Here is a 12,437-nt window from a genome sequence, read left to right as displayed (position 1 = left end):
ATGAAGCGTGCCGTCGTGCTCGTCTCCGGCGGCATGGACTCGGCGGTGGTGCTCGCGATCGCGCACGAACTGGGCTTCGAGACCTACGCGATGAGCGTGCGCTACGGCCAGCGCCACACCAGCGAACTGGACGCCGCCGACCGCGTGTCGAGCGCACTCGGCGCCGCCGCGCACAAGACCGTCGTCGTCGACCTGCGTTCGATCGGTGGCTCGGCGCTGACCGACGCCGACATCGACGTCCCCGAATCCGGTGGCCCCGGCATCCCCGTCACCTACGTGCCGGCGCGCAACACGATCATGTTGTCGCTCGCGCTCGGCTGGGCCGAAGTGCTCGGCGCCTCGGACCTGTTCTGCGGCGTCAACGCCGTCGACTTCTCCGGCTATCCCGATTGCCGGCCCGAATTCATCGACGCCTTCGAGAAAGTCGCGAACGTGGCGACCAAGGCAGGCGTCGAAGGGGCGGGCTTCCGCGTCCACGCGCCGCTGATGCGCATGTCGAAAGCCGACATCGTGCGCGAAGGCCTGCGCCTGGGCGTCGATTTCTCGCAGACCGTCTCGTGCTACCAGGCCGACGCGCAAGGCCGCGCCTGCCGCCATTGCGACGCATGCCGCCTGCGCGCCGAAGGCTTCGCCGCCGCGGGTGTCGAAGACCCGACACGCTACGTCGGGTAGAATGCCCGCCGCGCGCCGGACGGCGCCGCGCCTGGAACATGTGGGCCGTTAGCTCAGTCGGTAGAGCATCGGACTTTTAATCCGCTGGTCGATGGTTCGAATCCATCACGGCCCACCATCGAATCAAGAGCGGATACAGGAAGCGTCGAATTTCCGCGCGCATCGATGTCGAGGAAGACGACTCCGACCCCGTCTATCAGCGCTTGCGCCACTCAGGCAGGTGACTCAAATTGCCGGCGTGACCGGCGGTGACGGCGACGACGCCCCCGCCACGCCGCGATATAGTGCCGCCCACCGCGAATGTGCGGTGGGGGAATCCGGCATGTTGAAGACGTTCTGCGCGATCGCGACGATTGCGTTGGGGTGCGGTGCGGCCATGGCTGCCGAGCCGATCATCACCACGGTCGTGGGCGGCGGCACGCCGGCCAGCGGCGTCGGAGACGGCGGACCCGCGACGCAGGCGCTCCTGGAAAATCCCTTGGACGTCGCCGTCGACAAGAACGGCAACCTCTACATCGCGGACTCCTGCAGGATCCGCAAGGTCACGCCGGCCGGCACGATCACGACGATCGGCGGCAACGGGATGAACCTGACCCCGCCCGCGAACGGAGCGCCCGCAACCAGCGGCTCCATGTGCTCCAGGACGGTCGCCGTCGACCCCTTCGGGAACGTCTGGTTCGAGCACCAGTTGCGGATCGGCAAGATCGATGCGGCAGGCAAGGTCACCTACGTGGTCGGCACGGGATACGAGGGCTTCCTGGGAGATGGTGGCCCCGCAACCCAGGCGCGCATCTACCGGCCCGAAGACATCGCCTTCGACGCGATCGGCAACGCCTACATCGCCGTCGGCAACCGGATCCGCAAGGTCGGGACCAACGGCATCATCAACACCGTCGCGGGCGTGGGGCACGTCGCGTTGTCGGGGTATGGCGCGCGCGACGATGGCCCGGCGCTGCTGGCCGAGATCGACCCCACCGACCTCTTCATCGACGCCGCAGGCAACATCGTCTTCGTGGACAACTACTACGCGGCCGTCAGGAAGGTCGGCACCAACGGGATCGTCACGCGCCTGTCCGGCGGCTGGCAGCAGTTCCGCAGCGACCCGATGGCCTTTCCGACGAACGCTTACTACCCGTCGGGCGTCGTGGGAGATGCCAAAGGCAATCTCTTCGTCAGCAACAGAGTGAATTTCGTTTCGATGATCACGCCGCAGGGCGCGATCAAGCACGTCGTGGGCGTCTTCAACGACACGCCGTGGACGGGCGGCGAGGTCGATTGGGGCGCCTCGCCCGGCTTCGAAGGTGACGGCGGTCCGGCGTCGGTCGCGAAGGTGCGTGAACTCCAGTCGATTGCGATCGACGCGCAGGGTTCGCTCTACATTCTCGATGCCGGCAACTACCGCATCCGCAAGATCACCGGGACGTTCGCGCAGCCGACGGTGCCCTCGGGCGCGGGCCAGCTGACCGACGCGACGTCGTGGCGCCTGGAGTCGCAGGACCAAATGACCATCGGCATCGCGAAGGGATACGCGAACAACGACTCGCGGCTCGACCTGTTCCTGCTCGCGGGCAGCTGGGACCCCTCGTCTCCTTATCCGGGCGACTACGCGCTCTACGTGTACCTCCAGAATGCCGATGGCACGCTGGCCGCGCCGAAGGCCATCGCGTTGCCGCACATCGAGTGGAACGACATCGTCGCGACGGACCTGAACCACGATCGGTATACGGACATCGTCATCAGCGGCCTCGACTACACCGATACCGATGCCGTTGCTGGCCTGCATGTCTTCCGCGGCGGCCCCAACGGCTTGTCCTTGCCGTTGCACTACGGCGGAATCGCTGGCGCATACCGCGTGGGCGCACTCCGGGCCGCGGACATGAACCACGACGGCAACATGGACGTGCTCGCCACGGTCGCCACCGGCGGCAGCGGAGGCATCGCGAACTGGGCGGTCTATTACGGCAACGGCACCGGGGCGTTCACGCGAAAGAAGCTGACGCCGGCGCCGAACGTCCACGACGTCCTCATCCGCGATTTCAACGCCGACGACCGACCCGACATGCTGTGGGGCTGGGCCACGCGGTACGACAGCGGCATCGCCATCGCCTACAACGACGGCGTCGACAGTTTCCTGCCGCCCACCCTGTACCCGGGCACCGGGAATCCGGACACGGTGGGCTTTTCGCCCGTCATCGGCGACATCGACAGCGATGGCCAGGACGACCTGCTCTTCTCGCTCGGTGGCAACGCACCGGATTCGAAAGTCCTGCAATGGACGCGCCAGCCGGACGGCACGTTCGGATTCGTGCGTGGGTGGGGGACTTACGACATTGCCGAAACGCTCATCGTCGAGGACATGAACGGCGATCGGCGCGACGACCTGCTTGTCCTCCATTCCGGATGGGATTCGGTCGGCTACGCGCAGCAGACGCGACTTCCGAACGGGCGTTACGACCTGGACCGCGAGGTCAAGGCCTATGCCCGCAGCGGCAACCAGGCGACGCCGCACAACATGGCCGTCGGCGACTTCAACAACGATGGTTGCAAGGACGTCGCGATCACCGCCACGAACGCCGGCCTGCAGTTGCAGTACGGCACGCGCTGCATTCGCGCGATGCACGGTTCGAAACCCTTGCTTTGGCCGTTTCACGGCGGCGCGACGTCAAGTGGTCTCCAGGCACCGGCGTCCATGCCGGTGACGACGGTCAACGCGAACAACCTGTGGGTCGCCGCGCAGAAGGTGGCGCGCGCGACGTGGCGGTCGACGATCGGGAGCTGGTCGAATACGACGCGTGCACTGGTCGCCGCGGGGTTCGCCTTCGCGTTCTTCGCATGGTGGCTGCTGCCGGCAGCCGGCGCGACCTGGGGGCGTCGCACGACGCGCTGAGTCGAGTTCGACGTGGCAGGGATCGGTCAAGCAGATGTCGGGGGTCGGGCAAGGCGTCGCGCGGCGAGCATCGCCTCAACGTCCCTCAAGCCAAGACCCCGCGCACGCAACAGCACCAGCAGGTGGAACAGCAGGTCGGCGGCTTCGGAGATCAACGCTTCGTCATCCTGCGCGACCGCCGCCAACGCCGTCTCAACGGCCTCCTCGCCCACCTTCTGCGCGATGCGACGCACGCCATCGTCGAACAGGCGCGCCGTATAGCTACCGGCTGGGCGCGCTCGCTCGCGCGCAAGGATCAGTGCATCGAGCGAAGCCAGCGGACTCTCCGCAGATCCCGCGAAGCAACTCGTTGAGCCGGTATGGCAAGTCGGCCCCTGCGGGCGCGCGAGAACCAGGACCGAATCGTGGTCGCAATCCTCGGAAAGCGAAACGAGCTCCAGCCAATGACCCGAGCTTTCCCCCTTCGTCCACGGGCGCTGCCGGCTGCGGCTGAAAAACGTCACTCGGCCGGTGGCACGCGTCGCGTCGATGGAGGCCGCGTCCATGTAGCCGAGCATGAGGACGCGCAACGTCTCTGCGTCCTGCACGATCGCGGGCACCAGGCCCCCCTGCTTGTCGAAGTCGAGATTCATGTCAGGCGCACCGGAATGCCTGCCTGGTTCAGGTCGCGCTTGAGATCGGGAATCGCAATCGCGCCGGAGTGGAACACGCTGGCGGCGAGCGCCGCATCCACGTCGGCGTGGCGAAACGCATCGATGAAGTGCTCCACGCGACCGGCGCCACCCGATGCAACCAGCGGTACGCGACAAAGCGCGCGCGCGGCGCTCAGCTGCGCAAGGTCGTAACCATCGCGGGTGCCGTCGCTGCCGATGCAGTTCAGCACAATCTCGCCGGCTCCGCGGTCCTGCACTTCGTGCATCCACGCCAGCGTGGAGCGCCCCGGGGACCGCATGGCCGCCGGATCGCCCGAATGGCTGCGCACCCGCCATTCGCCGTCGGCCTCGCGCGTGCTGTCGATGCCAACCACGACGCATTGCACGCCGAAGGCTGCGGACAGTTCGTCGATCAGCGCGGGGCGTTCCAGCGCAGGCGTGTTGATCGAAACCTTGTCTGCGCCGGCCTGCAGCACCGCGCGCGCGGTGGCGACATCCCGCACGTTCCCCGCCACGCAGAAGGGAATGTCGAGCTCGCGTCCGATGCGCTCGACCCAGTCGATGGACACGCTGCGTCCCTCGGGACTGGCGCCGATGTCGTAGAAGACGAGTTCGTCCGCGCCAGCATCGCGGTAGCGGCGCGCGAGTTCGACGACATCGCCCACATCGACGTGGTCGCGGAAGCGCACGCCCTTCACGACGCGACCATCGCGCACGTCGAGGCACGGGATGATGCGACGGCTCAGCATGCCAGCGCTTCGCGCAGGGAGAGGTGCCCATCGAGCAGGGCGCGGCCGAGGATGGCGCCCGCGCAGCCCGTGTTGCGGGCCGCCCGCACATCGGCCACGTCGCGAACGCCACCGGAAACCTGGATGGCGACCATCGGCGCGCAGCGTCGCAAGGCGGTGTAGAGCGCGGGATCGATGCCGCTGAGCATGCCGTCGCGCGCGACATCCGTGCAAAGCAAATGCCGCAGGCCGTGGTCGCGATGGAACGCGAGCAGGTCGAGCGCGTCTGCGCTGGCATTGCGCGTCCATCCGCGGATCGCCGGCAGCCAGCGGCCCTGGTCGACGCGGACATCGAGCGCGACGACGATCCGTTCGGCGCCGAAGTCTTCGATCCATTGGGCGGCGAGCGCGGGGTTCTCGGCCGCAAGCGATCCGATCACCACGCGCGTCGCCCCGGCATCGAGCAGGCTCGCGATGTCCTCGCGCGTACGCACACCACCCCCGGTCTGCACCTGCAGGCGGCCTTCGTCCGCGATGCGGCGCAGGAGCGGTGCCAATGTGTAGCCGCCAGCGCGAGCGGCGTCGAGATCGACCAGATGCAACCACTTCGCCCCCGCATCCGCGAAGCGCATCGCGCGCGCATGCGGGTCCGGGTCGTAACGTGTCTGGCGCGCGTAGTCGCCCTGGCGCAAGCGCACGACGCAACCCTCGCGCACGTCGATGGCCGGATAACAGGTGAAGTTCATGCCGCCTCCCGGTTCGCATCGGCGCGCGCCAGGAAGTTGCGCAGGATGGACGCGCCCACCGCCGCGGACCGCTCCGGGTGGAATTGCGTGCCCCAGATCGCACCTCGCCGCACGACGGCGGCGAACGTGGTGCCGTGCGTTGCGGTCGCAATGCAGGCATCCGTCACCGGCGCCGCATAACCGTGGACGAAATACGCACGTGCTCCCGGCGCGACCCCGTCCAGGATCGGGTCCGCGCAGCGCGCGTCCAACTGATTCCATCCGATATGCGGCACCCGGATGCCCGCCGACGGCGGCAAGGCACGCACGACCCCTGGCAGCAGGCCGAGGCATTCGGTGTCCTGCTCGTCCGAGGCCTCGAACAACAATTGCATTCCGAGACAGATGCCCAGCATGGGGCGATCCATGGCGCGCAGGACTGTGGTGAATCCTCGCTCCCGCAACAGGCGCATCGCAGGACCCGCGGCGCCCACGCCGGGCAGGATCGTCGCGCTCGCATCGCGCAACTGTCCTGCGTCGCGCACGATCCGCACGCGCGCGCCAAGCCGTTCCAGCGCGTTGCGCACGGACCCCAGGTTGGCCCCGCCTGCATCGATCAACGCGATCACAGCGCCCCCTTCGTGCTGGGTAATGCTCGATCCACGCACTGCAGCGCCTGTCGCAGCGCGCGGCCGACGCATTTGAAGCACGCCTCGATCTTGTGGTGATCGTTGTCGCCGCGCACTTGCAGATGCAGGTTGAGTCCGGCGGCCTCGCAAAGCGAACGGAAGAAGTGCGGCACCAGTTCGGTCGGCAGGTCACCGACCTGTGCGCGCGCGAACGCGCCTTCGAACACGAACACCGGACGGCCCGACCAATCCAGCGCGGCGGTCGCCAAGGCTTCATCCATCGGCAGCGTGAAGCCATAGCGCGCAATGCCGCGCTTGTCGCCGATCGCCTCGCGCAAGGCCTGGCCGAGCGCGAGGGCGCAATCTTCGACCGTGTGGTGCTCGTCGATCTGCAAGTCGCCCGCGCAGCGAAGCGTCAAGGCAAAACCGCCGTGCTTGCCGAGCTGCTCCAGCATGTGGTCGAAGAATCCGAGCCCTGTCTGGACGCTGGGTTCGCGTGCGTTGTCGAGATCGGCCTCCACCACCAGTCGCGTCTCTTTGGTCTCGCGCACCACGCGCGCCGAGCGAGGTCCGGCGAGCAGCGCATCGGCCACGGACGCCCAGGTCGCATCGCCGCCGAATTGGGGCGTGCGGAGTTGGAATCCGCGGATCGACAGGTTGCGTGCGAACGCCAGGTCCGTCTCGCGGTCGCCGACCATGGCCGAGCGCGTCCAATCGATCGTCCGGTCCTGCATCAGCGGCAGGACGAGCCCGATATTGGGCTTGCGCGTCGGGAGGTTGTCCGCCGGCAGACTGCGGTCGATCAGAATGTCGCGGAACCCGATGCCCTGGCTTTCGAGGACTTGCAGCAGCAGGCGCTGTGGGCCCTCGAACGCGGCTTCCGGGAACCTCGCGGTTCCGAGGCCGTCCTGGTTGGTGACCATCACGAAGGCATAGCCCGCATCGCGCAGGCGCAGCATCGCGGGGATGCAATCGCGCACGAAGCGCACCTTGTCGAGGCGGTCCACCTGGAAGTCGACGGGCTCCTCGATCAGGGTGCCATCGCGGTCGACGAACAAGACAGGCGTCATGGCGCGGTTCCGCGCAGCGCATCGAGCATGCGGAGATTGTCGTTGCGCGCACCCACCGTAATGCGCAACGCGTCGTGCAGCGGCGGCATCGCGCGCATGTCGCGCACCACGACGCCGGCGTGGCATAACCGTCGCCACGCCGTGGCGGCATCATCGAACCGCACCAGCAGGAAGTTGGCCTGCGAGGGATAGACACGGCGGACGCCGCGCAGCGCACGCAGGGATTCTCGCAGTCGCTCGCGCGCAAGCCGGGTGTCGGAGATGCGCGAGGCCGTCGCCGCCAATGCGGCTGGTGACAATGCATCGAGCGCGACGGCAGCGCTGGTGGCCGGAATCGGATACGGCGCCTGACAGCGGCGAAGTGCCGCGACGACCCCCGGATCGGCGATTGCGCAGCCGATACGGGCACCCGCCAGCGCATGCGCCTTCGACAAGGTGCGCAGGACGACCAGGTTGCGCAGTGTCGCAACATCGTGCGTCAGCCACGGCGCGTCCGCGAACTCGACGTAGGCTTCGTCGACCACCACCAGCGCGCATCCGTCGAGGCGTCGTGCCAGCGCGGCGACGCCGTCGCGCGGGATCACGCCGCCCGCCGGATTGCCGGGCGAGCACAGGAACACGACCTTGGCGCCGAGCGCGATGGCCGCATGCGCGACGGCATCGAGATCGACACGGTAATCGTCGCCATCGTCGAACAGGGGCGACTCCACCACGCGCGCGCCATGCAACCGCGCCGACACGGCGTACATGCCGAACACCGGCGGCGTCACGACGACTGCGTCGCGGCCTGGCGTGCAGAATGCACGGACCAGCAGGTCGATGGACTCGTCGCTGCCGCGACTGACCAGCACTTGCGTCGCATCGCATCCGTACAGACGGGCGAGGGCATCGACAAGCCCGCCAGGCTGCGGCGACGGATAACGGTGCAGCGCACCCGACGGATCGATGGCGCTTGCGCCGCAGGCTTCGTTCGCGTTGAGCCACACCTCGCCCGGCACGGTCTCGATTCGCGCGGATCGATAGCCGGCGAAGTCGCGCAAGTCTTCACGCAACAGCGCCACGGGATCGCTGGATCGGAACACGTTCATGCGCATTCCAGCCGCACGTCGATGGCGCGCGCGTGCGCTTCCAGGCCCTCGGCGCGCGCCAGCGTCGTTGCCGTCGCACCGATCGTGGCCAGGCCCGCACGATCGGCGGTCTGCACGCTGATCGCAATCTGGAAGCTGCCGACGGACAATCCGCTGACGGCGCGCGCGGCGCCGCCCGTGGGCAGCACGTGGTTGGTGCCGCTGCAATAGTCGCCGATCGCCTCGGGTGCGAAACCGCCGAGGAACACCGAGCCGGCGGCGCGGACACGCCCAAGCCAGTCACGCGGTGAATCGACGGCGAGGATCAGGTGCTCCGGCGCATAGGTGTTGCTCACGTCGAATGCGTCGGCCAATGCCGGGACGAGGATCGCCCGCGATTGCGCGAGTGCGGCGGCTGCAATGTCACGGCGCGGCAACGTCGCCAGTTGCACCTGCAATGCCGCTTCGACCGCGTCGATCAGCGCCGCATCGTCGCTCAGCAGGATCACCTGGGAATCGGGACCATGCTCGGCCTGTGACAGGAGGTCGGCCGCGACGAAGCGCGCATCTGCGTTCCCATCGGCGATGACCAGGACTTCCGACGGGCCAGCGGGCATATCGATCGCCGGCCCGTCGCCCGTCATCGTGACCAGGCGTTTGGCTTCGGTCACGAAGGCATTGCCGGGCCCGAACAACTTGTCGCAGCGTGGGATCGACGCCGTTCCGAACGCCATGGCCGCGATCGCCTGCGCACCGCCGACCTTGAACACGCGCGCGATCCCGCAGCGCCGCGCGGCGACCAGCACGAGTGGATCGGCGCTGCCGTCGGCGCGAGGCGGCGTGCACAGGACGACGTCCGTGCACCCGGCGAGCAACGCCGGAACGCCGAGCATCAACACCGTGGAGGGCAGCGGCGCACTCCCCGCCGGCGCATACAGACCGACGCGGTGGATCGGGCGCAGGATGCGTTCACATCGCACGCCAGGCGCCGTGTCGAGCGCGTACGGTTGGGCCATCCCCAGCCGATGGAAAGCTTCGATTCGCGATGCGGCATCATCGATCGCCGCGCGCACGGCATCGGACACGGTCGCGTCTGCCGCATCGAGCTCCGCCTCGGAGACCAGGAGCGCGTTCAGAGCGGGGCCATCGAATCGCTGCGTCAACGCATTCAGCGCCGCATCGCCGCCCAGGCGCACCTGCTCGACGATGTCCACGACCGACGCGCGCACTTCCGCGGACACCGCTTGCGTGGGGCGACGCAACGCGTGGGCCCGCGCATTCGCGTCGAGCGATGCCCATTCCAATCGCGTCCACTTCACGCCAGCATCCTCTCGACGGGCAGGACCAGGAGCCCATAGGCGCCCGCGCGCTTGAGGTCCTCCAGACGCTGCCATGTCACCGTGCCACGACACACCGCCTGCAATGCGACGCGGTCGGTGCCGTCGACTTGCATCACCGTGGGCCGTTCCGCGTCAGGCAGCAGCGCCATCAATGCGGGAAGGTCGGCCGAGGCTGTCTGGAACATCAGAAGCTTGCTGTCGCGCAACCCGAGTACCGCATCGAGGCGGCGCAGGAACAACCCGGCGATCTCCGCGCGCACGTCGCCGAACGGTACGACGGGGCCGGCGAGTACCGCTTCGCTGTCGAGGAGGACGTCGGTTGCGCGGAGTTGATTGGCGGTCAGTGTCGTGCCGCTCGACACGATGTCGCAGATCAGATCGGCTGTCCCCAGGCGCGGTGCGATCTCGACGGAACCCGACAGCGTCACCACGTCGGCGGCGATGCCGCGCTCCCTGAGCCATTGCGAAACCAGCGCGGGGTAGCTTGTTGCGATGCGCATTCCATCGAGCGCGGCCGCCTGTGCATCGCTCCATGCCTGGGGGACCGCAAGCGCGAGTCGACATGCGCCGAATCCGAGCCCGCGCCATTCGCGGAACGGGGCGATCTCTCCGGTTCCATACCCGCTCGCGCGTTCGAGCAATACGTTTCGCCCCACGATGCCGAGGTCGCAGGTGCCTTCGGCGAGCAGGCCGGGGATGTCGTCGTCGCGGACGAGGAGCAGATCGATCGGCATCGAGTCCCCGTGGCAAAACAGACGGTCGCGGCTTTCCCGCCACGACAGGCCGCAGGACGAGAGCAGCGAGCGTGCCGGCTCGGCGAGTCGACCGGATTTCTGGATGGCAATGCGCACGCGTTCGCGCATCGCCCCGGATGGGGCGGACAGGGACATGGCGGGGACCTTCAATGCGAGGCGGCGTGGCGACGTTTGCGGCGCATGGCGGCGTGGTAGCCGCCGGCGCCGTGCTCGAGCGTGCGCGCGACGCGACCGACGGTGGTCACGCTTACGCGGGTGCGCTCGTGGATCTCCCGATAGGGAACGCCCTCGATGAGGAGGGGAACCACCTTCCAGCGGTCGGCCATCGATTCCAGTTCGGCAGGCGTGCACAGGTCGAGCAGGAATGCGCGCACATCCTCCGGCTTCTGCAGGGCGGCCAATGCCGTCGCCAGCCCGTCGAGGGCGGCTTCGGCTTCGGCTTCCGGCAGGGGGTCGGGGCGTTGTTTCATTGCATTAATGTAATAACGAGCTAATACATTAGATCGAAGAAGGGTGGCTCGTCAACACGGCGCAAACTGCGCCCTGCATCCGATCTGCGTCCCGGTGCGTAGAGGGGTTGGTACCCTAGGCCCGTGAACGATGCCTTTGCCCTGCGCCCCATTCCTCGCCTTCCAGGCGGCTAGACGGATGTCCAACGCGACCTCGCCCGTGCAGGACGGCCCTGACTGGGGCCTCGAACTGGCCGCGGTCGCCACTCGCCGGGATCGCGACAGCTTCATGCGCATCTACGACCACTTCATGCCGCGCCTGTGCCTGTACCTGCGCGGTGTCGGCGTCTCCGAGGCGGTGGCCGAGGACCTGGCGCAGGAGTCGCTGCTCCGCCTGTGGCAGCGCGCAGCCGAGTTCGACCCGGCACGCAGCGCGGTGAGCACTTGGGTGTTCCGCATCGCGCGCAACCTGCATGTCGATCGGCTGCGCCGCGAAGCATGGCGCGGCATGGCGCCACTGTCCGAGGATGTCGAGCCTGTCGAGGAGGCGGGCAGTGCGGAGCGCTACGCCGATGGCGCTCAGTTGCGTCGCCGCATCGAGGCGCTGCCCCCCGTGCAAGCTCGACTGATCCGCATGTCCTATTTCGAAGCCAAGAGTCACCAGGACATCGCGGCCGAACTGTCGATGCCATTGGGCACTGTCAAGTCGCACCTGCGGCGCGCGTTCGCGCGATTGCAGGACGACATGGGAGGCGCGCCATGACGCCTGCACCGCGCCACCATCTCGACGACGCCACGCTGGTCAGCCACGCCTCCGGTGCGCTGCGGCCGGAGTTCGCGACGATCGCCGCGATCCACCTCGTTGGTTGCGGCGTCTGTCGCGCGCGCCTGGCGCAGGCCGAGCGCGTGGGCGGCGTGCTCGTCGAACAGCAACAGCCCGTCGCGGTCGGCGATGCGCAGCGCGATCGCCTGCGCCAGGCCATGCTGCGTACCCTGGCCGAGGAGGTGCCGGCGGCGCGTCCGCCGGCGATGGCGCCGGCCGACGATCCGGATCGCCTGCCCGCGCCACTGCACCCGTACTTCGGCACGTCGTATCGCACGCTCCCTTGGCGATGGATGGGGCCGGCGATGCATTACATCCGCACGACCGGACCGAGCGGCGCGACGTTGCTGATGCTCAAGATCGGACCCGGCAAGCGAATGCCGATGCATGGCCACGGCGGCAGCGAACTGACGCAGATCCTGCAGGGCGCCTACGACGATGCTTTGGGCCGCTTCGCCGCGGGGGACGCGGCGGACCTGGATCTCGACACCGAGCACCAACCCGTCACCGTCGATGGCGCGCCCTGCATCTGCGTGGCCGCGCTGGACGCGCCGTTGCGCCTGCAAGGGTGGATTGCGCGCGGGGCGCAGCGCCTGTTCGGTTTCTAGGCGACGCGACCGACGCTGCATCCGATCACGA

Annotated in this window: 13 protein-coding genes and 1 tRNA gene; 5 read left to right on the top strand and 9 right to left on the bottom strand. The window is 68.1% G+C overall.

Annotated elements, in window-relative coordinates; translation table 11 throughout:
• The 3 genes from queC (at position 1) to AB4059_RS06570 (ending at position 3,559) form a co-directional block, all read left to right on the top strand.
• Complete coding sequence (gene queC / locus AB4059_RS06580) at positions 1-672, top strand: 7-cyano-7-deazaguanine synthase QueC (RefSeq protein WP_498977678.1); 672 nt, start codon at positions 1-3, stop codon at positions 670-672.
• A gap of 42 nt (positions 673-714) precedes the next feature.
• Positions 715-790 (top strand) — tRNA-Lys (locus AB4059_RS06575).
• 204 nt (positions 791-994) lie between these two features.
• Entirely contained in the window at positions 995-3,559 is a 2,565-nt protein-coding gene (locus AB4059_RS06570) for an NHL domain-containing protein (protein WP_498977676.1), read from the top strand.
• Positions 3,560-3,585: 26 nt separating this feature from the next.
• Here the strand turns inward: AB4059_RS06570 and hisIE are convergent, their stop codons facing one another.
• From hisIE to AB4059_RS06525, 9 genes are read right to left on the bottom strand one after another with little or no spacing between them, the layout of a single operon-like run.
• The gene (hisIE, locus tag AB4059_RS06565; protein ID WP_498977674.1) at positions 3,586-4,191 is read right to left on the bottom strand and encodes a bifunctional phosphoribosyl-AMP cyclohydrolase/phosphoribosyl-ATP diphosphatase HisIE; all 606 of its coding nucleotides are present in this window, start codon (positions 4,189-4,191) and stop codon (positions 3,586-3,588) included.
• Entirely contained in the window at positions 4,188-4,961 is a 774-nt protein-coding gene (gene hisF, locus AB4059_RS06560; RefSeq protein ID WP_498977672.1) for an imidazole glycerol phosphate synthase subunit HisF, read from the bottom strand. The genes hisIE and hisF overlap by 4 nt, the downstream gene beginning before the upstream one ends.
• Positions 4,955-5,686 (bottom strand): 1-(5-phosphoribosyl)-5-[(5-phosphoribosylamino)methylideneamino]imidazole-4-carboxamide isomerase, encoded by a 732-nt coding sequence (locus AB4059_RS06555; protein ID WP_498977670.1) that lies wholly within the window; start codon positions 5,684-5,686, stop codon positions 4,955-4,957. The genes hisF and AB4059_RS06555 overlap by 7 nt, the downstream gene beginning before the upstream one ends.
• Positions 5,683-6,294 (bottom strand): imidazole glycerol phosphate synthase subunit HisH, encoded by a 612-nt coding sequence (gene hisH / locus AB4059_RS06550; protein WP_498977668.1) that lies wholly within the window; start codon positions 6,292-6,294, stop codon positions 5,683-5,685. The genes AB4059_RS06555 and hisH overlap by 4 nt, the downstream gene beginning before the upstream one ends.
• Positions 6,291-7,364 (bottom strand): bifunctional histidinol-phosphatase/imidazoleglycerol-phosphate dehydratase HisB, encoded by a 1,074-nt coding sequence (hisB, locus tag AB4059_RS06545; RefSeq protein WP_498977666.1) that lies wholly within the window; start codon positions 7,362-7,364, stop codon positions 6,291-6,293. The genes hisH and hisB overlap by 4 nt, the downstream gene beginning before the upstream one ends.
• A complete protein-coding gene (gene hisC, locus AB4059_RS06540; protein WP_498977664.1) occupies positions 7,361-8,452 on the bottom strand; it encodes a histidinol-phosphate transaminase in 1,092 nt (363 codons plus the stop codon). The genes hisB and hisC overlap by 4 nt, the downstream gene beginning before the upstream one ends.
• Positions 8,449-9,750 (bottom strand): histidinol dehydrogenase, encoded by a 1,302-nt coding sequence (gene hisD / locus AB4059_RS06535; RefSeq protein ID WP_498977662.1) that lies wholly within the window; start codon positions 9,748-9,750, stop codon positions 8,449-8,451. The genes hisC and hisD overlap by 4 nt, the downstream gene beginning before the upstream one ends.
• The gene (gene hisG, locus AB4059_RS06530; protein WP_498977878.1) at positions 9,747-10,655 is read right to left on the bottom strand and encodes an ATP phosphoribosyltransferase; all 909 of its coding nucleotides are present in this window, start codon (positions 10,653-10,655) and stop codon (positions 9,747-9,749) included. The genes hisD and hisG overlap by 4 nt, the downstream gene beginning before the upstream one ends.
• A 17-nt stretch (positions 10,656-10,672) precedes the next feature.
• Positions 10,673-10,996 carry a YerC/YecD family TrpR-related protein gene (locus AB4059_RS06525; protein ID WP_156641993.1) on the bottom strand — a complete coding sequence of 108 codons (324 nt, stop codon included), beginning with the start codon at positions 10,994-10,996 and terminating at the stop codon, positions 10,673-10,675.
• A gap of 178 nt (positions 10,997-11,174) precedes the next feature.
• On the opposite strand from AB4059_RS06525, the gene AB4059_RS06520 reads away from it, so the two are divergent.
• Together AB4059_RS06520 and AB4059_RS06515 are read left to right on the top strand one after the other, a co-directional pair.
• Positions 11,175-11,738 (top strand): sigma-70 family RNA polymerase sigma factor, encoded by a 564-nt coding sequence (locus AB4059_RS06520; RefSeq protein WP_498977660.1) that lies wholly within the window; start codon positions 11,175-11,177, stop codon positions 11,736-11,738.
• Positions 11,735-12,406, top strand: a complete 672-nt coding sequence (locus AB4059_RS06515) for a ChrR family anti-sigma-E factor (RefSeq protein WP_498977658.1) — start codon at positions 11,735-11,737, stop codon at positions 12,404-12,406. The genes AB4059_RS06520 and AB4059_RS06515 overlap by 4 nt, the downstream gene beginning before the upstream one ends.
• Positions 12,407-12,437: the final 31 nt, after the last annotated feature.

It is taken from the genome of Lysobacter sp. 2RAF19, assembly GCF_052115395.1.
Lineage (GTDB): Bacteria > Pseudomonadota > Gammaproteobacteria > Xanthomonadales > Xanthomonadaceae > Noviluteimonas.
Note: the sequence above shows the minus strand (reverse complement) of the source record. Positions and strands in the feature narration are given on the sequence as shown.